This window comes from Luteitalea sp. TBR-22, from assembly GCF_016865485.1.
GTDB lineage: Bacteria > Acidobacteriota > Vicinamibacteria > Vicinamibacterales > Vicinamibacteraceae > Luteitalea.
In genome coordinates this window covers 4,307,144-4,327,365 of the sequence record NZ_AP024452.1, presented here as the reverse complement: position 1 = coordinate 4,327,365, position 20,222 = coordinate 4,307,144, and the positions used below count along the sequence as shown (strand labels likewise).

Genomic DNA, 20,222 nt, shown 5'->3' with positions numbered 1-20,222 from the left:
CATGCATGACGTGAATCAGTCGCCCGGTGCCGGGCCCAGCGCGCAGCAGTCGGCTGCCGTCGAGACCTTCGCGTACGACAACGCGATCGTCAGGAACTTCATCATCGCGACCTCGATCTGGGGCGTGGTCGGCTTCCTCGTCGGGCTGATCATCGCCCTGAAGCTGGTGATGCCGGAGTTCCTGAACTTCATCCCGCAGCTGTCGTACGGCCGCCTGCGCCCGCTGCACACCAACGCGGTGATCTTCGCCTTCGCGGGCAACGCGATCTTCGTCGGCGTGTACTACTCGCTGCAGCGCCTGTGCAAGGCGCGCATGTTCAGCGACCTGCTGTCGACGCTGCACTTCTGGGGCTGGCAGCTGATCATCGTCTCGGCCGCGCTGACGCTGCCGTTCGGCATCACCACGAGCAAGGAGTACGCCGAGCTCGAGTGGCCGATCGACATCGCGATCACGCTGGTGTGGGTGGTGTTCGGCCTGAACATGCTCGGCACCGTCTTCAAGCGGCGCGAGCGCCACATGTACGTGGCGGTGTGGTTCTACCTGTCGACGTTCATCACCGTGGCGCTGCTGCACGTCGTCAACTCGTTCGAGCTGCCGGTCACGTTCCTCAAGAGCTACTCGTTCTACGCCGGCGTGCAGGACGCGCTGGTGCAGTGGTGGTACGGCCACAACGCGGTCGCGTTCTTCCTGACCACGCCGTTCCTCGGGATCATGTACTACTTCATCCCGAAGGCCTCGGGCCGGCCCGTGTTCTCGTACCGGCTGTCGATCATCCACTTCTGGGCGCTGATCTTCATCTACATCTGGGCCGGCCCGCACCACCTGCTGTACACGGCGCTGCCCGACTGGGCGCAGACGCTCGGCACGGTGTTCTCGTTCATGCTCATCGCGCCCTCGTGGGGCGGCATGGTCAACGGCCTGCTGACGCTGCGCGGCGCGTGGGATCGGGTCCGCGAGGATCCGGTGCTGAAGTTCCTCGTCGTCGGCGTCACCGCCTACGGCATGTCGACGTTCGAGGGGCCGATGATGTCGCTCAAGAACGTCAACGCCATCACGCACTACACGGACTACATCATCGCCCACGTGCACGTCGGCGCCCTCGGCTGGAACGGCGGGCTGACGTTCGCGATGCTGTACTACATCGTGCCGCGCATCTACGGCACGAAGCTGTACTCGGTGAAGCTGGCCAACACGCACTTCTGGCTCGCGACGCTCGGCGTGCTGTTCTACGCGATCCCGCTCTACATCGCCGGCATCACCCAGTCGCTGATGTGGAAGGAGTTCACGCCGGACGGCGCGCTGCGCTACGGCAACTTCCTGGAGACCGTCGTCCGGATCCTGCCGATGTACTGGCTGCGCATCGGTGGCGGCACCATCTTCCTGGTCGGCTCCCTGCTCGCGCTCTTCAACCTGTACAAGACGGCGAAGTCCGGCGTGTTCCAGCCGGGCGAGGAGGCGCAGGCCGTGCCGCTGCGCGCCCTGCCGGAGAAGGCCGGCACCGCGTGGCACCGCGCCCTCGAGGGACGGCCGACGCAGTTTGCCGTCCTGACGCTGCTGGCCGTGATCATCGGCGGCGCCGTGGAATACATCCCCACCGCGCTGATCCGCGCCAACATCCCGACCATCGCGACGGTGCACCCCTACACGCCGCTCGAGCTCGAGGGCCGCGACCTGTACATCCGCGAGGGCTGCCTCGGCTGCCACTCGCAGATGATTCGCCCGATGCGCGCCGAGACCGAGCGGTACGGCGAGTACAGCAAGCCCGGCGAGTTCGTGTACGACCACCCGTTCCTGTGGGGATCCAAGCGCACCGGGCCGGACCTGCACCGCGTCGGCGGCAAGTACCCCGACTCGTGGCACTTCCTCCACATGAAGAACCCGCGGTCCACCTCGCCGGGCTCGATCATGCCGGCCTACCCGTGGATGTACACCGACAAGCTCGACGACACGCACATCGAGGGCAAGATCATCACCCTGCGCAAGCTCGGCGTGCCCTACCCCGATGGCTACGAGCAGCAGGCCCGCGCCGACATGCAGGCGCAGGCCGCGCAGATCGCCGAGCGCCTCAAGGGCGCCGGCATGGACACGTCCGCCGATCGCGAGATCGTCGCGCTCATCGCCTACCTGCAGCGCCTCGGCACCGACGCCAAGGCGAAGCCGGAGGCCACGCAGGCGGCGCTGCTGCCGAACGGGGGAGGCCGCTGATGTACAAGGAAGTGCTCCGCACGATCGTGGGGATCGAGGTGTTTCCCGTCCTCTCCCTGCTCATCTTCCTGACCGTGTTCGTCGTGATGCTGGTGTGGGCGCTGCGTCTGGATCGCCGCGACCTGGCGACCTACGCGTCCCTGCCGCTCGACGATGATGCGTACCCGTCCGCGCCCGAGGCGCGCCGCGACGCCCTGCGAGGAGCCAAGCTGTGAGCGACAAGAAGGACGAACTGCTCAGCCACGAGTACGACGGCATCCGCGAGTTCGACAACGCGCTGCCGCGGTGGTGGCTCTATGGCTTCTACTTCACCATCGTCTTCGGGATCGTGTACGCGATCAATTACCACATGCTTCCCACGCCGATCTGGGGGCAGCCGGGCATGGTGGCCGAGTACAACGCGGAGGTCGAGGCGGCCAATCGCCTCGCCGCCACCCGGCCGAAGGCGGCCGGGCCGACCGCGACGCTCGCCGCCCTCACCGACGCCGACAGCCTCGCCAGGGGCCAGGCCATCTTCGAGGGCAACGACAACCTGTGCCATTCGTGCCACCGCAAGGACCTCGGCGGCCTCGTGGGCCCGAACCTCACCGACAACCTGTGGATCCACGGCTGCACGCCGGCGGAACTGGTCAAGAACGTGACCACGGGCTTCCCGCCGCTCGGCATGCTGCCGTACGGCAGCGGCAAGAAGCTGTCGGACGAGCAGCTCCTGCAGGTGGTGAGCTACGTGCTCTCGAAGCAGGGGAGCAACCCCGTCAACCCGCGCGCGGTCAACCCCGATCGGGAAAAGCCCTGCAGCTAGCCAGACCATGACGACCGAGACCACGGCGCCCCACGGGTTCGACGAGGATCACGACGACTTCCGGAACGAACTGGCCAGCGTCCACAAGGACGGCCGGCGCAAGTGGGTCTATGCACGCAAGCCGTCCGGGCGGTTCTACGCCGCCCGGACGTACGTCAGCTACGTGCTGCTGGCGCTGCTGTTCTTCGGGCCGTTCGTCACGCTGCACGGGCAGCCCATCCTGCTGCTCAACGTCCTCGAGCGGAAGTTCATCGTCTTCGGCATCGTCTTCTGGCCGCAGGACTTCTACCTGCTCGTGCTGTGCGTGCTCACCGGCTTCCTGACCATCGCCCTGGTGACCTCGGCGGTCGGACGCATCTGGTGCGGCTGGATGTGCCCGCAGACGATCTTCCTCGAGATGCTGTTCCGCAAGATCGAGTGGCTGATCGAGGGATCGGCGCAGCAGCAGGTGCGGCGCGACAAGGCCCCGATCACCTTCGACACCGCGTGGCGCAAGGCGCTCAAGCACGCCATCTTCTTCGGGCTGTCGTTCCTGATCGCCAACGTGTTCCTGGCCTACATCATCAGCGCCGACACGCTCTGGACCATCGTCACCGACCCGCCGCGCGAGCACGTCGCCGGCCTGTTCGCGATCACCGTCTTCAGCCTCGTGTTCTATGCCGTGTTCGCGCGCTTCCGCGAGCAGGCGTGCACCCTGGCGTGCCCCTATGGCCGGGTGATGGGCGCGCTGGTCGACCAGAACACCATCACCATCACCTACGACCGCACCCGCGGCGAGCCGCGCGGTCGCATGACCCGCGGGGCGCAGGAGGCGGCGAGGGGCGACTGCATCGACTGCGGGCAGTGCGTCACCGTGTGCCCGACCGGCATCGACATCCGCAACGGCATCCAGCTCGAATGCGTCGCGTGCACCGCGTGCGCCGACGCCTGCGACGACGTGATGGCGCGCATCGAGCGGCCGAAGGGCCTGATCCGCTACACGTCGGAGGAGGCGGTCCGCACGAGCCAGCCCAACCGCCTGAGCTGGCGCGTGAAGGCGTACGCCACCGTCTGGCTGCTGATGTTGGCGACGGCGGCGACGCTCATCGCGCGTCGTCCGGCGATGGACGTGCTGATCCTCCGCCAGCCCGGCACGCTGCAGACCACCCTCGACGACGGCGAGGTGAGCAACTTCTACAACGTGCAGGTGATCAACCGCACCAACTCGCCGTACACGCTGCAGTACCGCGTCGTCGAGCCGAAGGGCGGCAGCATCACGCCGCTCGGCCCGATCGGCGACATGGCGCCGTACGGCATCATCCAGAGCCGCTTGCTCCTGCGCCTGCCCGGATCGGCCGTGACCGGCACCAGCACGCCCGTCCGCATCGAGGTGACGCAGGCCGGCGAACTCGTGGAGATGGTCGACACGTCGTTCCTGGCCATTCCCAACGCCGAGGAGCACCATGACGGACGCGAGGAGCGCCACGACGGGCGCGAGCGCCGCGAGCGCAAGGACTGAGGCATGAAGATCCGCATTCATTGGGGCGTCGCGATCGCCATCTTCTACACGGCCTTCGCGCTGAGCACCGTCGGCTTCGTGGCCTTCGCCATGACCCGCGACGTCGAGCTCGTGAGCGACGACTACTACGCGCAGGCGCTCGCCCACGATCGCCGCATGCAGGCGACGGCCAATGCCGACGGGCTCGGCCAGGCCGTGTCGGCGCGCGTGGAGGGCGGGCAGGTGCGCCTGCAGTTGCCACGGGAGATGGCCTCGCGCGTGCGCGGCACGGCGACGCTGTACCGCGCGTCGGATGCGCGCGCCGATCGCGCCGAGGCGCTCGTTCCTGGCGCGGACGGTGCCCAGGTCATGGCCACCGCGGGCCTGCCGAGCGGGCACTGGCGGATCAAGCTGCAGTGGTCGGCCGACGGGCGCGACTACTACGTCGAGCGCGACATCCGCCTGCCATGACCGCGCTGCTGGCCGGCCTCGCCTTCGGCCTGGTGGGCAGCGGGCATTGCGCGGCGATGTGCGGGCCGCTCGTGCTGCTGGCGACGCCCAAGGGGCAGGGGCTCGGCGCCCACGCCCACGTGTCGACGCCGCGTCTGGCCACCCACGCGACGCTCTACCATCTCGGGCGCCTCTGCACGTATCTCGTGCTCGGCGCCGCGGCAGGCCTGGCGGGCAGCGCGCTCGCGCAGCTCGGGCTCGGCCGTGCCCTGGCGATCCTGGCTGGCGTCGCGCTCCTGCTGCAGGGACTGGCGGCGACCCGCGTCGTGTCCGCGCGACTGGGCACCCACCGGCTCGCGGCTGGCGTCACCGGCGCGCTCGGGCGCGCCGGCGCGTGGATGCGCACCCACCAGGTGAGTGGACCGCTGCTGTTCGGAGCCCTGAACGGTCTGCTTCCCTGTGGCCTGCTCTACGCCGCGCTGACGGCAGCCGCAGGCTTCGGGCACTTCGGTCAGGCGCTGCTGTTCATGGGCGCCTTTGCGGTGGGCACCACCCCCGTGCTCGCCGCGCTCGGCATCGCCGGCGGTGCGTTCACCGCCCGAGTGCCGCGCGTCATGCGCTCCGCCGCGCCCGTGGCCCTCGCGCTCGTCGGCGTGCTGCTCATCATGCGCGGCGTGTCGGCGCCCCACGGCGCGCATGCGCCAGCAGCCGCCACCGACACCGCCGTCCACGCACACCACCACTGACTCACGGTCGACCTGAAGGTCGACCGCTACGAACCGTCGGGAGTTCGCGCCGGCGATCAGTGGGCAGTCTGTGGCCGTCGACATTCATGTCGACGGTCAGTGATCTTCCTGCCGACTGCCGACAGCCGACAGCCGACAGCCGACTGCCGACTGCCGACTGCCGACAGCCGACTGCCGACTGCCATCCCTAGGGCTCGAGGCCGCAGCGGGCGATGCGATCGCCCAGCGTCGACCGCTTGATGCCGAGCAGGCGCGCCGCGCGCGACTTGTTGCCGCCGCTGGCCGTGAGCGCCGACGCGATGCACTCGGCCTCGACCCGCCGCAGGTACTCGTCGAGCGACAGCCCACCGAGCTGGCTGATTGGGCCCGGTGCGGCAAGTTGCTGACCGCTGGCGCCGCCGGGCTCGTAGGCGGGACCGGCCGGGGCGTCGAGTGGTCCGCCCGCGAGGTCGTCCCACCCCTGACCACCGTATGCGTGCCGGCCAGGCGCCTCGGACGGCCCCTCCTTTGGGACGTCGAGGCCAGCCTCGTCGAACAGGATGCTCGCGCCGAGGCATCCGATGCGGATCTGCCCGCACGTGCAACTCTCGGCCATCCGCTCACAGGCGTTCTCGAGCTCGCGGACGTTGCCGGGCCAGTCGTACGCCATCAGCGCCTGCATCACGCCATCGGAGATCGGCGCCGGCGGCACGCCGCGCCGCGCGAAGAACCGCTCGAGGAAGTGCGCGATCAGCAGCGGGATGTCCTCGCGGCGCTCCCGCAGCGGCGGCAGGCTCACCGAGAGCACGTTGAGCCGGTAGTAGAGGTCCTCGCGGAAGCGGCCCTCGCGCACGAGCTGCTGCAGGTCGCGCTTGGTCCCGGCAACGACGCGGACGTCGACGGGGACGGGGCGGGTGCCCCCGAGCCGCTCGATCGTCCGCTGTTGCAGCGCGCGCAGCAGCTTCACCTGCATCGAGAGGGGCACGTCGTCGATGTCGTCGAGGAACAGCGTGCCGCCGTCGGCGCGCTCGAAGCGGCCGGCGCGACTGCTCACGGCGCCGGTGAACGCCCCCCGCTCGTGGCCGAAGAGCTCGGACTCGATCAGGCTCTCGGAGAACAGCGCGCAACTCACCGCGACGAACGGCTTGTCGCGCCTCGTGCTGTGCAGGTGCAGCGCGTTGGCGACCACCTCCTTGCCGGTGCCGCTCTCGCCGGTGACCAGCATCGTGCCCTGACCCGGACCGACGAGCGCCAGGTACCGGAAGATGGCGCGCATCCGCGGATTGCGTCCCACCACGATGGACTCGAGGGAGAACGGCACACGGTCTGGCGGAGGCATGTCACGCCACCTGGACGAGGCGCAGGCCCGGGTCGAGGCGGCGCAGCGCCCGCTCGATGCCGACGTGGAGGGTCATGTGGGAGGTGGGACAGTCGGCGCACGCACCGACCAGCCGTATGCGCACCTCGTCGCCCGCCAGCTCCACCAGCTGGATGTCGCCACCGTCGGCAGCGAGGTAGGGCCGGACGCGCGTGAGCACGCCTTCGACGGCCGTGCGACTGGGCATGGGCGAGCCTCTCCGATCGCCCACGGTAGCACCGCCGACTCTCCGGCGTCTGTCAGACGATTCTGATAGTCACGCCGGAAATCCGGTAAGTCGGCCGGCTGGCGCCGGGCCGAACAGTGCGGCGATGCCGCGCCAGTCACGGGCTCGCCGGACCCCGGCTTCCAGCTCCGGCTTCCGGGTTCATCACACCTGCTCGCCCGCTGGCGCTGAACCGCTGGCCCTCGGCGGCCGTCCCATGAGAGTCATGACGAAGGGGCGGGTCGATCGGGGAGCCTGGCGGAGCCGCGTCGGGCGCGTGCTTCGCTGGGGAGTGAGCGCCGCGCTCGTGGTGCTCGGCGTTGCCTTCACGGTCGCGTACGTGCGGTCGGGCAACGTCTGCGACCAGGGACCACTGCCGACCGGACCGACGCCGATGGCCGCCCTCGTGCAGTGCGAGTACGGCGGCCCGGACGTGCTCCGAATGGCGCGGATCGCGCGCCCGTCGCCCGGCCCGGGCGAGGTGCTCGTGCGGGTGCGCGCGGCGTCGGTCAACCCTGTCGACTGGCACCAGATGCGCGGCGTGCCGCGCGTGATGCGGCTGTCGACCGGGCTGCGCAAGCCCTCCGACATCCGTGTCGGCGTCGACTTTGCCGGCATCGTCGCGGCCGTCGGTCCAGGCGTGCACAGCCTTGCCGTCGGCGATGCGGTGTTCGGCATGCGAAACGGGGCGCTCGCCGAGTACGTGGTGGTGCCGACGACGCGTGTCGTGCGCAAGCCGGACGGGGTGTCCTTCGAGGCCGCCGCGGCGGCGCCCCTGGCCGCCATCACGGCCCTGCAGGGCTTGCGCGACCACGGGCAGGTACGGCGCGGGCAGCAGGTCCTGGTGAACGGGGCGTCGGGTGGGGTCGGGACCTTCGCCGTGCAGATTGCACGGCAGCTGGGCGCCACCGTCACCGGCGTGTGCAGCACGCGCAACGTCGCGATGGTGAAGGGCCTCGGGGCGCAACGCGTCATCGACTACACCCGCGCCGACGTGACGCGCCTGCCCGACAGGTACGACGTGATCTTCGACACCGTCGGCAACCACGCCCTCGGGGCCATCCGCGGCGTCCTGGCGGAGGGCGGACGCTACGTCGGCATCGGCGGCGGCACGCCCCACGACGCGGTGTGGCTCGGCCCGCTGCCGCGGGTGCTCGCGATGATGCTGCGATCCCGGGTCGGGTCGTCGACGATGACCTTCTTCGTCACGAAGGCCAACGCGGCCGACCTCGACCTCGTCGCACGATGGCTCTCGGATGGGACGCTGCGCACGCAGATCGACCGGACGCTGCCGTTCGCGCAGGCGGCCGAGGCGATCCGCTATCTCGAGCAGGGACGGGCTCGCGGCAAGGTCGTGGTCATGATGTCCGCCCCGTGATGCGTCAGTCCTCGCTGACGTACCCGTCGGCGATCGCCTTGGCCTGATCCGGGAAGATGGCCATGGCCGTGCGCATCCTGAGGAAGCCGAAGCGCCGGTAGAACGCCTCCTTGCCGGGCACCGCGTACAGGATGATCTTCCGGTGGCCGCGCGACAGGTCGACCAGCTGCTGGACGATGGCCTTGCCGACCCCGGTGCCCTGGTGGCTGGGCAGCACGGCCACGTCGCACACGTAGGAGCAGTCCACGCCGTCGGCGAGCGCGCGCCCCGCCCCGACCAGGCGGCCGTCCTCCCATGCAAAGCAGCGATAGCGGCTGTTGGCATACGCCACGCGCAGGTCGTCGGCGTTCTTGTTGCCGAGCGGTGCGGCCCGATACAGCGCTTCCAGTTCGTGCCAGTCGATGTCGTCGATCGTGTGTGTCCAGCGGATGGGCACCGGAACCTCCTAGACTCATGAGATACGCATCCGGGCCGTGCCGGTTCGCCCGTCCGGGCGCGCGAACCCGTCGCCATCGAGGCGCGCCGGCGCGCCGGGTGCGCACCAGCGGATAGAATCGTCTGGTTCGCCCCGCGGTCCGCACCAGCCGGCGCACACTTCCAGATGAGATTGACGAACTTGCGATGTATCGGCGCCGCACGTGTGCCTCGCGGCCTGCGGGCCCTGACGATGGTGCTCGCGCTGGTCGCGGCAGCGAGCGTCGGCCTGCGTGCGCAGTCCCGCGTGCTGTCGGGCACCGTGCTCGATCCCGCGGGACGCAGCGTGCCTGCCGCCACGGTGACGGTCGTGACGACGGCGGGCGCGACGGTGGCCTCCACGTCCACCGACGGCGAGGGCCGTTTCACGCTGCGCGTGGACGCCGCCGCGTCGCCGGCCGAGGTCCGCATCGAGCGACCGCGCTTCGAGCCGAGCCGCCTCGCCGTCCCGGCCGACGACGCGCCGATGCGGGTCGTGCTCGCCCTCGAACGGTGGGAGGAACAGGTGTCGGTCAGCCCGCTCGTCGTCGATGCGACGACGGTCGATTCCTTCGGCGCCAGCCGCACCGTCGTCACCGACCTGCAGGTCGAGCAGTTGAACGCCGTCGACCTGGCCTCGGCGTTGCGCAGGACGCCGGGCGTCACCATCTCGCGGTTCAACCCGGTGGGGGCCTTCGGCGGCGAGTCGGGCGGTGCGGTGTTCGTGCGGGGCACGGGCATGAGCCGTCCCGGCAGCGAGCTCAAGACCTACGTCGACGGGGTGCCGTTCTACATGGGCATCTGGGGGCATCCGCTGCTGGACCTGCTGCCGGTGAGCAGCCTCGATGCCGTGCAGGTGCACAAGGGGCCGCAGCCCGAGGCGTTCGGCAATGCGTTTGCCGCGATCGACCTCTCGACGCGGCGGGCGCGCGGCGAGGGCGTGGGCGCATCGCTGCGCGCCAGCGCCGGCAGCTTCTCCACCGTGGTGCAGCAGGCCGAGGTCAGCGGTCGAGCCGGGGCGTGGGACTTCGCCGTGGCGCAGGGTTTCGCGCGGTCCGACGGTCATCGCCCCGCCGCCGACGGCCGGCTGGCCAATCTGTTCGTGCGGCTCGGCTGGCGGATTGCGCCGGGATGGACCGTCGCCGCGACGGCGCTGGCGGCCGACAACGACGCCTCGGATCCGGGAGTGGTTGGTCAGCCCGACACGAGGGCAGGGCGCTTCGGCACCAGCGGGACGCTCGCGACGCTGTCGCTCGCGCACGTCGGGGCCAGCGTCAACGGAAGCCTGCAGGCCTACGCCAACCGCGGTGAGGGGAACTGGCGCGGCCAGCCGCCGCCCGACGGCGACACGTTCACCCGGTTCGCGCTCTCGGGCGTGCGCTGGCGCGAGGAGGTGCTGGCGTGGGCCGGCGTGCACGTGTCGGCCGGCCTCGACGTCGACCGCATCGACGGCGACGTGCGCTACGACACGGTGCCGCCGGTGCCGCCCTCGCGCTTCGAGGGCGACACGCTGACCATCGTCGGGCCACACGTCGCGGCCGACCGCGTCGTGCCGATCGGAGGGACGTGGTCGATCCAGCCGTCGGCAGGCGTGCGAGTCTACGACCACTCGGTGTTTCCGTCGGCCGCCAGTCCGCACGCCGGCCTCGTCGTGCGCGCCGGTGGCGTGCTGGCGGCACGCGTCAGCTACGCGCGCGGGCTGTCGTATCCGGGGCAGGAGGTCGTGGCGCTCTCCGGGCTGATTCCGCCGCTCGGCCAGTCGTGGCGCCAACTCGAGGCCGAGCAGGTCGATCACGTCGAGGTGGGCGTGGCGCTCACCCCGCGCCGCGGCACGAGCGTGGATGCCGCCGTCTTCCACGACGAGTACGCCAGGCGGTACGTCTTCGCCTTTCCGCCGCGCGTGGCGCGGCCGACGTTCCTCAATCTCGGCGCCCACACGGTGCGCGGCCTCGACGTCTCGGTCCAGCAGGACCTCGGCGCCGGCTGGCGGGCGTTCGTGGGAGGCACGCTGCTCGATGCGTCGATTCCGTCGTTGCCGTACCTGCCCGAGCGCTCGATCGTCGCGGCGCTCACCGGGCGGTTCGGTCCCCTCCAGCTCGCCGTGGACGTGCAGCACCAGTCGGCGATGACGGTGCTCGCCCGTGCGCGCACGGCGACGGCGGTCAACCCCCAGCAGGTGGACGGGTTCACGGTGGTCAACGCACGCCCGTCGGTCACGCTGCCACGCAGCGGTGGCCGGGCCGACCTGTTCGTGGCCGTCGAGAACCTGTTCGACACGACGTACGCCTACCGCCCCGGCTACCCGATGCCCGGCGCGTCGGTGCAGGTAGGTGTGGCCTTGCGAGCAGGCCGTCGCTGAAAGTGCCGCCCGGTGCCCGGTGCCCGGTGCCCGGTGCCCGATCCCCGATACTGATCCCGATGACGCCGCCTCTCGTGACACCGCGATTCCTGACCATGTTCGCCTTCAGCTTCCTGGTCTTCATCTCGGTGTTCCAATTGCTGCCAGTGGCGCCCTACCGGATGCTGGCGCTCGGCGGCACCGAGGCGTCGGCCGGCTGGTTCCTCGGGCTGCTCACCATCTCCTGTGCGGTTTCCGCGCCGTTCACGGGGCCCCTCTCCGATCGCATCGGGCACCGCCGGACGCTGATCCTGGCCGGCGCATCGCTGTCGGTCATCACGGCCACGTACGCGCTGGTGCGCGACAACCGGCTGCTGCTCGGCCTGGTGGTGTTGCACGGCGTGGTCTGGTCGGCATTGATGGCGGCATCGAGCGCCTACGCCACGGCAACCATCCCGCCGGCGCGCCGCGCCGAGGGGCTCGGGTACTGGGGCATGGCGTCGATCCTGGCGATCGGCATCGCCCCGACCATCGGATTCTGGGTGTACCACCTCGGGTGGTTCGTGCTATGTCTCGAACTGGCGGCGCTGAACCTGATGATGACGACCGTCGGGTGGTTCCTGCCCGACGAGCGTGAGGCCGCGCTGGCGGCCGGCGCGCCCATCGACGAGCCGCCGCGGCGCTTCGGCATCGAGTGGCGCGTCATCGCGCTCGCCGTCACGCTGTCGATGATCTCGTTCGGCTACGGCGGACTGACCTCGTTCTCGGCGCTCTTCGCCGATGCGCTGGGGATCACGCCGCGCGGCATCTTCCTGTCGGCGATGGCCGTGTCGGTGATCACCGGTCGCCTGGCGGTGGGGCGGCGCCTGGACCGATGGGGCGCCGCGCCGGTGCTCATGGTGAGCCTGCTGTTCCCGGTGTGCGGGCTGGCCGTGCTGGCGACGGCGGCTGGCCGCACCGCCTTCGCGACGGCGGGCCTGCTGTTCGGTGCGGGATTCGGCCTGGTCTGGCCGTCGTTCGCGGCGCTGGTGATGGGGTCGATTCCGATGGCGCGGCGGGGCGCGGCGTTCGGCGCCATCCTCGCGGCCTTCGACACCGGGATCGGCGTCGGCTCGGCCACCACCGGCTGGATGGTGCGCGCCCACGGGTTCCGGGCGGCGTATGGCCTGGCGGCCGTCCTGGCCGCCATCGCCCTCCCGTACTTCCTGGTGGCGCGCCGCCGGCTCCACCTCGGCGAGTCCGTGCACTGATCGTGGCGCGCCCCGGAAGGCAGGCCCGCCGCGGGCTATCTCTTCGCGACGGGGTACAGGTCGACGCGGCGCACGTACAGTTCCGCGCCCTCCGACTGGATCATGATCTTGCCCTTCGAGAGGCTCGGCCTGGTGCCGACGTTGACGACGCGGCCGTTGACGATGTTGGTGATGCGGTCCTTCTCGACGATCACCTCGAGGCGCGTCCACTCGCTGCCGTGGCCCTCGACATCGGCCACGCCGACGAACCCGAGCTTGTCGGCCCAGTCGGCGTCGCGGCCCCACCAGTTGATGCGCTGCCCCGACGAGTGTTCCATCGCCACGCCGTTCGGGTCGTAGTACAGCTCGCCGGTGCGGTCGCGCAGCGTCGTGGCGGTCATCCGCGGCACGAGCTTCGAGCCATCCTCCGCCGTGCCGGCCACCAGGATGAAGTCGCCGACCCCGCCCTCGATGATTTGTGCCTCGATCGAGTGCATCCACGGGCCGTTGAAGTCCTTGCCGGTGTTGCCGTCGCGTCCTTGCGCGTGCACGAGGACGCCGCTGTCACGGGCGCGGTCCTTGCGGTTGCCCCAGGTGAGGTTGCCCCAGCGGAACTCGACGACCAGGTGGTAGGTCTCGTACTCCTTCCGGGTGGTGATGCCGCCCCACTTCTGGCCGCTGATGCGGATGGCGGGCGCGCCGTCCACGTTGTCGACCACCGTGAAGACGCGATCGGGATCGGCGAGATGGTCGTCGACCAGCCACGAGTAGAAGTGCTCGGTGAACTGCTTGCCGTCGAACAGGTGGATGACGTCAGGCGCTTGCGCGGCCGCGGGCACGGCCATCAGCAGCGCGAGCGCGGCGGAGGGGAGGACACGAGTCAGCATGGATGGCGCGCATTCTCCCACACGCCAGGCATCCGTTTGGTGTCACATCGTGGGGCAAACGAAGGGTGTCGCGGCGTGTGACGTGCGTCGCGCACGTCGGGCACTGCCGCCGAGCCGACGCCCCTCAGGCGCGTGTGGAGGCGTATCGCCACTGCGCCGCCCCCAAGGCGATGATCACGGCGGGCAGCACGAGCCCCGCGGGTCCCGACGCCTGCCAGGCCGGCGTCGCCGCATACATGCCGACCATCTGCACGAGCACGGCGGCCAGCGACAGTCCGAGCACCGGCCCTGCCCACGGGGCGCGACGCCAGAGACCCACTGCGCCGATGACGCCGGTGACCGTGGCCACGCCGAAGACGACGAGCAGCCACGCGGGCGTGGCGTCGAACACGGCACGGTCGGCCGGGGCGAGGGCGGCGACCTGCTCGGGACCGATGGTCACGCGCAGCACGAAGATGATCAGGCCGATCAGGTTCCAGAGAATCGCGGCGGCGGCGATGTAGGTGTGGCGGTTGGTGGACATCGATTCCTCCCCGAGCGTCGAGGCCAGGCGCGCTACCAGGCGCCCGCCGTGGCGGATCGCCATGCGGTGTACGCGATAGCGTAGCTGACGGCGTTGCGGGGGTGACGAGGCCAGCGAGCGCGTCTGACGCCGCGGCATCACGCGGTCTCCCGCATGTCAGCGTGCGCGCGTGCGGTCCGGTGGAGTCAGAATGCCCGGGGGCGCTCGCGTCAGGCTTGACTGAGGAAACGCGCGCGGGATCCTCGATCTGCCCCACCGCGGCCTGGCTGCTGCACCTGGCAGCAGCCGTCGCTCGCAACGATTGCGTCAACTCCTTGAAAACTGGATACTTGCGGGTGCTGCTGTTTCCGCGGTACGCGTGCCTCCGCGTCTTCGGCGGAGTTGAGGGGACACGGCGCGGTGGACCGGCCCGCGGGCGTCGCCGCAGCGCTGCGGGCGACCGGCGCTGCTCGCCGCAGTCCCACATGTCGAATCGTTGCGTTGGTCCGTCCGTTCACACCCGCGCGCGCTCCTCGCGGTAGATCCGCGCGAACTGTCGTCGCACCGCAGGGCTTTCGATCGCGCCGAGGGTCTCCGCGTGAACCGCCGCGGCCTCGTCGCGACGCGAGGACTCCAGCAAGATGGCCAGCCGGTGACGATGCGCCGTCTGCGCATCGGGGAAGTTCTGCGACTCCAGCGCCACGGCTTCGGCGTCGTCGGCCAGGCGCAGCGCCGCGTCGCGCTCGCCGAGCTGCCTGAGCAGGCCGATCTGGAGCAGCTTGTTCAGCACGCTGTTCCTGCCGATGGCGTACCGATGACAGTACGACTCGTGCCGCTGCGAGTAGGCCAGGGCCACGCGCAGGCGGGCGCGCCGACGACTGTCGTCCGTCTCGGCCATCGCTTCCACCGACACCACGCACGCGAGGTTGTGGTACACGGCGAACAGGTGCTGCAGGTCGCCCTCCACCACGAACAGGCGGGCCGCATGCAGGAGGTCGCGCAGGGAGTCCGGATACATGCCGCGCGTGCGCCAGATCAGCGAGCGCAGGTTGAGCGCCTGCCCCTGGAGCCGAAGGAACCCGAAGTCGCTGGCCGTCGCCATCACCGTGCTCACGAGGCGCTCCGCGTCGTCGAGGTGGCCGCGGCGATAAGCCACCCACGCGCGCTGCAGCGTCGCCTGCCCGCGCAGCGAATGGACGATCGGCGGCGGGATGTTCGCGGCGGCTTCCTCGGCCTCGTGCGCGGTCCGCTCGGCGAGGTCGAGGGCGCCCGTGTCGCGCAACCGCTTCGCCGTGAGCAGCAGGGCCATCGCCGTCAGCAATGGATCGGAGGCCGGCACGGCGTCCACCGGCGGTACGTTGGACAGCGCCTCACCAGGCTTGTCGTGGTAGTGCATCGTCCGCCACACGGGCTCGGCGGACTCCATCCATCCGTAGACATCTTCTGCGCTCGACGCAGTGCGCGTTGCATTGGCGACCTCGAAGCGTCTCGCCAGCGCCCTTGCCGTCTCGGTATCGATCGTGGGCCGCGCCGCGAGACGGAACGGCCCCCGCAGCTGGCTGCGACAGGGCGCCTCGACGATGCCGGGGCAGGCGAGGTGGATCCGCTTCACCTCCCGACGCACCTGCGACGCGAGGCTGGCGGTGGACTGGCCGCCATGCCACTCGTGCAGCCCCGAGATGTCGGAGAGCGTCACCCAGCCACTCTCGGGGGAGGTGCGATCGGCGTCGAGTCGGCGGACGGCGAGCAAGGCGAGCAACGCCGTGGCGCGCAACGGCAGGTGTGCAGTCTCGCGGCCGCAGGTCAGTGTCGAGGCTCCGACGTCGAGCCGCGCAGAGACGCCCGTCGATGTGGCGGGCCGGCGGCCGCGCAACTGGAGGATCACGCGCCGATTCTAGTCACGAGGACGGCGCACGCGCCCGCGAATCCATTGGGCAAAAAATGCCTTTGTGAGCAATGCTGCCACATTGTCAATTGTGTCAATTTCTGGGACTCGACACGGCCCCTCACTGGTGTAACGTGCCTCATCCATACCCATGGGTGACGCCCCGATGACACGCGAGTCGATGGAAGCAGCGGGCCGCCTCAACGGCTGGAAGGAAATCGCCGACTACCTGGGGCGCAGCGTGCGCTCCGTGCAGCGGTGGGAGAACGAGTTGTGCCTCCCCGTCCACCGCCTCAAGACGCGCAACGGGCAGGTGGTCTACGCCTACCGCGCCGAACTCGGAGAGTGGCTCGAGCGCTCGGAAGTCCAGCGAGAACTCGGGACATCGGCGGCGCCGACAGACGGCCCCGACACCGGTACCCCGACACCCGGTCCTGACGCGCCGCCTGCCATCGTGTCTGGCGTCGCGAGCGACGTCACTGAACCCGTGTCGGTACCCGAAGCGCCGTCGATCGCAGCGCGTGCCGTGGTGGAGGAGGGGCCGCACGCGGGACTGCCCGCGGTCATGCCCGCGGGGCCGACCGTCGTCAGCGAGGCCGTGGCCCCGGTTGCGGCCGCGGCCGCTCGCCCGAAGTGGCGCGAGTACGTCTGGCTGGGGGCGACGGCCGCGGCGCTGCTCGTTGGCGTGCTGATTGGTCGCGGCGCTGGCTCCGCGTCGGGGGCGACCGCCACGACCGTGCACATCGAGGGGCGAGTCATCGAAGGCCACGACCGTGCCGGCCGCCTCGTGTGGCGTCACGACGTGGGGCACTCCGTGCGCTCCACGCAGGACAGGCCGCCCACGGGCGAAGACGGCGCGAACACCGACAGCGTCGCGCTCGAGGACATCGATGGCGATGGCACCTCCGAGTTCCTGGTGCCTGTGCGCTCCGGCGACGGGCGTATCCCCGCATCGACCGATCGCCTGATGGCCTTTGGCGAGGATGGGCGGCTGCGGTGGTCGGTGGCGCCGGAGTTCTCGGTGCAGTGCGGCGACCGGACGTTCCGTGGGCCCTGGGAGCTGCGCGCGGTCGCGGTGTCGCGCGGCCCCGGACCGAAGCGCGTGTGGGCGTCGTATGTCGACAGCCTCTGGTGGCCCAGCTTCGTCATCGAGATCGACCCCGCGGGGCAGAGCCGCACGCGCTTGTTCCAGTCGGGATGGGTGCTCTCGCTGGGGGAACTCGACACGCCGGCGGGCCCTCGGCTCGTGGCGGGTGGGGTGCTCAACGAGCACGCGCGGGCGTCGCTCACGGTCGTCGACCTGCAGGGACCACCGACCGTGGTGAAGGCGTCGGCGCCGGAGTTCCAGTGCCGGATGGACGGGCAGGTGCCCGATCGGGTGCACTTGCTGCCGTCGCTGGAGATGACGGGGGCGATGGGCCTGCCCTACCGACTGATCAGCCGCCTTCGAACCAATGGCGCCGATCTGCTGTGGGAGGACAACTACGGCCACGCCGTCGGCTACCTCGGCGTCGACGGACGCATCTCCGAGTTCCTGCTCACCGACATGTACTGGCACGAGCACGAGGGCGCGAGCCGGTTCGCGGTGAAGCACATGCCGCGCGATTGCCCGGAGCGCAAGGGGCCGTACGAGATCCGCGAGTGGACGGCGGCGGGTGGGTGGGGCAGTTACGCGGTCTCGTCCGGCGCCGGCCGACAAGCGGTCGCCGAGATGGCGTCGAACCAGAAATAGCGCTCAGTGTGACGGCGATGGACGCGGGCCTTCAGGCGGGGCAGCACAACGCGGCGTTGGACGCGCTCACGGACGCGCCCGCGCTCCTGGCGCGGTTGTCGGCGATGACCGATCAGGAAGCCATCAAGCCGCTGCGCGCCGAATGGCGTGCCTGGCTTGCCGCGTCGTCTGACGCGGACCTCGGTCCGGTCCTCGTGCAGCGATGGCGTCGGTTGTGGGCAGCGGTGGCGACTGAATGGCCGGCGGACGCGCGGCGGATGCTCTTCCGCCTGGGTGCGAACGTCGTCGTGCCGGCGACCATGACGTCGGGGACGCTGAGTCGTCGCGCGAGCGAACTGCTCGCGGCGCTCGCCCCGATTGCCGACCTCGTCGAGACGGACCACGCGGCCAGCGTTGACGAGCGCGGCGCGGTCATTCACGTGCATGTGCTGCTCGGCGAGTACACGGCCGATCATCATCCGGGACGAGAGGTCGCGCATTACGAGCGAGCGCTCGCCATCGCCGAGCGCGAAGCGGCGCGGGCGCCGGAGGTCGAGCGCTACCGCGAGTGGCTGGTCAACGTGTCGTCGAGGCTCGCGCATGCCGTGAAGCCGCACGACGCGGCGCGTGCGCGAGTCCTGTACACGCGCGCCCACGAACTCGCGTCGGCGCTGGCGGCGTCGGCGCCAGGCGATCTGCGTCGCCGGCATTCCCTTGCCGTCACCCTCGAGGATCTCGGGCGCCTGGACGTCCGCACCGACCCGGCACGCGCCCTGGCACTCCACGTCGAGAGCGTGCGCCTGCAGGAGTCCATCGTCGCCGAGGCGCCCGAGTCGGCTCGCTATCGCGTCTCGTTGCTGCAGACCTGTGCATGGCTGTCGCTGCACGAGCGGCTGGAGCACGGCACGGATGCCACCGGCTGGTGGCAGAAGGCGCTGGATCAGGCGCGCGCGCTGCAGGAACTCCCGGGCGCCGAATCCGAGCCAGCCGTCAAGGCCGCGATCGTGCTAGCCCTGTACGCCGCATCGCGCGCGAACCAGGAGTCGGCCCCGCAACGCACCGCCGGTTGGTTGTTCGAGGCATTGCCGCTGGTCGAGGGCCTCCTTGGGAGCCAGCCTGGCCATCCTGAGTGGGAGGAGCGCAGCCGCAGCGTGTGCGACTCGCTGTGCACGCTCGCCATCAACGACGAGGGCGACCGCCTCGGCCTGAGGTCGGCGCTACTCGCGGCGGCGCCACAGATCGAGCAGATCCTCGATCGTCCGTCACGATCGGATCGGGACGAGGCAGGCGATAGGCTGCGCAAGTCGTACGGGATTCTCGCCGCGTTCGACCGAGACGAGGCGCCCGAGCGCGCGACGGCGTGGAGAGGTCGGCTGCGGCAGTTGACGGGATCCAGTGCGACGCGTACCGGTGTTGCCGTCGGCGTGCACTGAGTGCGCGTGGTGTTCCACCGCCGTGAGGGAGGGCGACCGGGCCAACGCGCGGCCCGGCCGCCAGAATCACACGGCTACTTGATGTTGAACGTGTAGATCTTTCCGGCACCCGAGCCGGACAAGGGTGCGCCGCCGCCAGGCGCAAGGAACCCGAACTCGCCGAGTTTCAAGCCCTCGACCTTTACCAGGTACGTGCGGGACGCGACCTTCTCATACTTGAACTCGCGGAGGCTCTCGCCCGTGCCGCTCGACGCGCCGAGTCCTCCGAACTTCCAGGCTCGGAACTCGCGGCGGCTGTCCTTCTCCCACATATCCAGCAACTGGTACTCAGTGATGCCGGTCCCTTCCGGTGTGACCATCAGGAATTCACCGGGCATGCCGACGGTGTAGGCGCTGTGTGGCCCGGACACGGTACCGTTCGTGTGCGCTGACGCGAAGCCACCGGAGGCAATGAACTTGAGCATCCCACCCGTCTTCCAGTTGACGAGTTCCGGTTCGACGTCCTTCCAGCTGTCCCCGGATCTCAGGTACATGCCGGTTTCTGTCGGGTAGGGCGAGACGGCCGGTGGGGGCGGAGCGGCGGCGACGACTGCCGCAGCCGCGGGTGGCGTTGGTGGCGGCGCGGTCGGGTCGATCATCACGCGCACGATCCCGGTAGATACCCCTGCCTTCTTGAGTGCCACGAGGCCAGTGGCCGAGATGTCGAAGGCGTTGCCTGGCGCCTTCCTGATGGCGGCGACGATCACTTCTTCGTCGAGGCCAGCCGTGATCATCCCCAGCACATCGTCGTTGTTCATCAATTTCGGGGCTGGCGGCGCTGGAGCGGCAACCGCCGCCGCGTTGCGCGACGAGGCTGCGCGCGACGCGCGTGCTTGGGCGGCGACATCGTCGGCCGTAACCGGTACCAGCAGCAAGGTACTCAGGACCACCGTGTAGGTCTTCATCAGCGTGCTCTCCCTCGCCAGAGTCTCTGGAGTGGCCCGCCAGTTGCTGGGGTGTGGGCGGACGGAACGGGAACTGCTGGACGAATCGGCGTGCCTGGCCGCGCCGGCAGTGCGACAAGCTGCGTCGCACTGCGACAAGCTGCGTCGAACCACCACCGGCGCGTCGTGACGTGTCCATGACGTCACTTGTCCCATCGTGGCATCACGTGCGTCGTCGAT

Annotated in this window: 18 protein-coding genes; 11 read left to right on the top strand and 7 right to left on the bottom strand. The window is 70.1% G+C overall.

Annotated elements, in window-relative coordinates:
• Position 1: 1 nt before the first annotated feature.
• Genes ccoN through TBR22_RS18105 form a run of 6 tightly spaced genes read left to right on the top strand, consistent with a single transcriptional unit; the run spans position 2 to position 5,681 of the window.
• Positions 2–2,206 carry a cytochrome-c oxidase, cbb3-type subunit I gene (ccoN, locus tag TBR22_RS18130; RefSeq protein WP_239489257.1) on the top strand — a complete coding sequence of 735 codons (2,205 nt, stop codon included), beginning with the start codon at positions 2–4 and terminating at the stop codon, positions 2,204–2,206.
• The gene (locus tag TBR22_RS18125; protein ID WP_239489256.1) at positions 2,206–2,421 is read left to right on the top strand and encodes a hypothetical protein; all 216 of its coding nucleotides are present in this window, start codon (positions 2,206–2,208) and stop codon (positions 2,419–2,421) included. Before ccoN ends, TBR22_RS18125 begins: the two co-directional genes overlap by 1 nt.
• Positions 2,418–3,008: a cbb3-type cytochrome c oxidase N-terminal domain-containing protein gene (locus TBR22_RS18120; protein WP_239489255.1), complete on the top strand. Its 591-nt coding sequence runs from the start codon at positions 2,418–2,420 to the stop codon at positions 3,006–3,008. The genes TBR22_RS18125 and TBR22_RS18120 overlap by 4 nt, the downstream gene beginning before the upstream one ends.
• 7 nt (positions 3,009–3,015) lie before the next feature.
• Complete coding sequence (gene ccoG / locus TBR22_RS18115) at positions 3,016–4,506, top strand: cytochrome c oxidase accessory protein CcoG (protein WP_239489254.1); 1,491 nt, start codon at positions 3,016–3,018, stop codon at positions 4,504–4,506.
• Positions 4,507–4,509: 3 nt separating this feature from the next.
• A complete protein-coding gene (locus tag TBR22_RS18110; protein WP_239489253.1) occupies positions 4,510–4,956 on the top strand; it encodes a FixH family protein in 447 nt (148 codons plus the stop codon).
• The gene (locus TBR22_RS18105; protein WP_239489252.1) at positions 4,953–5,681 is read left to right on the top strand and encodes a sulfite exporter TauE/SafE family protein; all 729 of its coding nucleotides are present in this window, start codon (positions 4,953–4,955) and stop codon (positions 5,679–5,681) included. The genes TBR22_RS18110 and TBR22_RS18105 overlap by 4 nt, the downstream gene beginning before the upstream one ends.
• Before the next feature lie 187 nt (positions 5,682–5,868).
• Here the strand turns inward: TBR22_RS18105 and TBR22_RS26805 are convergent, their stop codons facing one another.
• Positions 5,869–6,999, bottom strand: a complete 1,131-nt coding sequence (locus TBR22_RS26805) for a sigma-54-dependent Fis family transcriptional regulator (protein ID WP_305068738.1) — start codon at positions 6,997–6,999, stop codon at positions 5,869–5,871.
• Position 7,000: 1 nt separating this feature from the next.
• Complete coding sequence (locus TBR22_RS18090) at positions 7,001–7,225, bottom strand: NifU family protein (protein ID WP_239489251.1); 225 nt, start codon at positions 7,223–7,225, stop codon at positions 7,001–7,003.
• Positions 7,226–7,460: 235 nt separating this feature from the next.
• Between TBR22_RS18090 and TBR22_RS18085 the strand changes: the two genes are divergently transcribed.
• Positions 7,461–8,621, top strand: coding sequence for an NAD(P)-dependent alcohol dehydrogenase (locus tag TBR22_RS18085; protein WP_239489250.1), 1,161 nt, complete (start codon positions 7,461–7,463; stop codon positions 8,619–8,621).
• 4 nt (positions 8,622–8,625) lie between these two features.
• On the opposite strand, the gene TBR22_RS18080 is transcribed toward TBR22_RS18085, so the two are convergent.
• The gene (locus TBR22_RS18080; RefSeq protein WP_239489249.1) at positions 8,626–9,057 is read right to left on the bottom strand and encodes a GNAT family N-acetyltransferase; all 432 of its coding nucleotides are present in this window, start codon (positions 9,055–9,057) and stop codon (positions 8,626–8,628) included.
• A gap of 204 nt (positions 9,058–9,261) precedes the next feature.
• On the opposite strand from TBR22_RS18080, the gene TBR22_RS18075 reads away from it, so the two are divergent.
• Complete coding sequence (locus TBR22_RS18075; protein WP_239489248.1) at positions 9,262–11,433, top strand: TonB-dependent receptor; 2,172 nt, start codon at positions 9,262–9,264, stop codon at positions 11,431–11,433.
• Between the two features lie 59 nt (positions 11,434–11,492).
• A complete protein-coding gene (locus TBR22_RS18070) occupies positions 11,493–12,662 on the top strand; it encodes an MFS transporter (RefSeq protein WP_239489247.1) in 1,170 nt (389 codons plus the stop codon).
• A gap of 35 nt (positions 12,663–12,697) precedes the next feature.
• On the opposite strand, the gene TBR22_RS18065 is transcribed toward TBR22_RS18070, so the two are convergent.
• The 3 genes from TBR22_RS18065 to TBR22_RS18055 all read right to left on the bottom strand — a co-directional run bounded on the left by TBR22_RS18065 (position 12,698) and on the right by TBR22_RS18055 (position 15,915).
• Positions 12,698–13,528, bottom strand: a complete 831-nt coding sequence (locus tag TBR22_RS18065) for a DUF1080 domain-containing protein (protein WP_239489246.1) — start codon at positions 13,526–13,528, stop codon at positions 12,698–12,700.
• Between the two features lie 124 nt (positions 13,529–13,652).
• Complete coding sequence (locus tag TBR22_RS18060; protein ID WP_239489245.1) at positions 13,653–14,114, bottom strand: hypothetical protein; 462 nt, start codon at positions 14,112–14,114, stop codon at positions 13,653–13,655.
• 430 nt (positions 14,115–14,544) lie between these two features.
• Entirely contained in the window at positions 14,545–15,915 is a 1,371-nt protein-coding gene (locus tag TBR22_RS18055; protein WP_239489244.1) for a hypothetical protein, read from the bottom strand.
• Between the two features lie 166 nt (positions 15,916–16,081).
• Here TBR22_RS18055 and TBR22_RS18050 point away from each other — a divergent pair, with 166 nt between their 5' ends.
• On the top strand, positions 16,082–17,647 hold the full coding sequence (locus TBR22_RS18050) for a hypothetical protein (protein WP_239489243.1): 1,566 nt from the start codon (positions 16,082–16,084) through the stop codon (positions 17,645–17,647).
• Positions 17,648–17,664: 17 nt separating this feature from the next.
• Entirely contained in the window at positions 17,665–19,059 is a 1,395-nt protein-coding gene (locus TBR22_RS18045; protein WP_239489242.1) for a hypothetical protein, read from the top strand.
• 74 nt (positions 19,060–19,133) lie between these two features.
• Here TBR22_RS18045 and TBR22_RS18040 read toward each other — a convergent pair whose 3' ends face one another.
• A complete protein-coding gene (locus TBR22_RS18040; protein WP_239489241.1) occupies positions 19,134–20,003 on the bottom strand; it encodes a hypothetical protein in 870 nt (289 codons plus the stop codon).
• Positions 20,004–20,222 lie beyond the last annotated feature (219 nt).

Coding starts and splice junctions, on each gene's coding strand:
- ccoN (WP_239489257.1), top strand. CDS start 2: ATGCATGACGTGAATCAGTCGCCCGGTGCCGGGCCCAGCGCGCAGCAG.
- TBR22_RS18125 (WP_239489256.1), top strand. CDS start 2,206: ATGTACAAGGAAGTGCTCCGCACGATCGTGGGGATCGAGGTGTTTCCC.
- ccoG (WP_239489254.1), top strand. CDS start 3,016: ATGACGACCGAGACCACGGCGCCCCACGGGTTCGACGAGGATCACGAC.
- TBR22_RS18110 (WP_239489253.1), top strand. CDS start 4,510: ATGAAGATCCGCATTCATTGGGGCGTCGCGATCGCCATCTTCTACACG.
- TBR22_RS18105 (WP_239489252.1), top strand. CDS start 4,953: ATGACCGCGCTGCTGGCCGGCCTCGCCTTCGGCCTGGTGGGCAGCGGG.
- TBR22_RS26805 (WP_305068738.1), bottom strand. CDS start 6,999: ATGCCTCCGCCAGACCGTGTGCCGTTCTCCCTCGAGTCCATCGTGGTG.
- TBR22_RS18090 (WP_239489251.1), bottom strand. CDS start 7,225: ATGCCCAGTCGCACGGCCGTCGAAGGCGTGCTCACGCGCGTCCGGCCC.
- TBR22_RS18085 (WP_239489250.1), top strand. CDS start 7,461: ATGAGAGTCATGACGAAGGGGCGGGTCGATCGGGGAGCCTGGCGGAGC.
- TBR22_RS18070 (WP_239489247.1), top strand. CDS start 11,493: ATGACGCCGCCTCTCGTGACACCGCGATTCCTGACCATGTTCGCCTTC.
- TBR22_RS18065 (WP_239489246.1), bottom strand. CDS start 13,528: ATGCTGACTCGTGTCCTCCCCTCCGCCGCGCTCGCGCTGCTGATGGCC.
- TBR22_RS18060 (WP_239489245.1), bottom strand. CDS start 14,114: ATGGCGATCCGCCACGGCGGGCGCCTGGTAGCGCGCCTGGCCTCGACG.
- TBR22_RS18050 (WP_239489243.1), top strand. CDS start 16,082: ATGACACGCGAGTCGATGGAAGCAGCGGGCCGCCTCAACGGCTGGAAG.
- TBR22_RS18045 (WP_239489242.1), top strand. CDS start 17,665: ATGGACGCGGGCCTTCAGGCGGGGCAGCACAACGCGGCGTTGGACGCG.
- TBR22_RS18040 (WP_239489241.1), bottom strand. CDS start 20,003: ATGAAGACCTACACGGTGGTCCTGAGTACCTTGCTGCTGGTACCGGTT.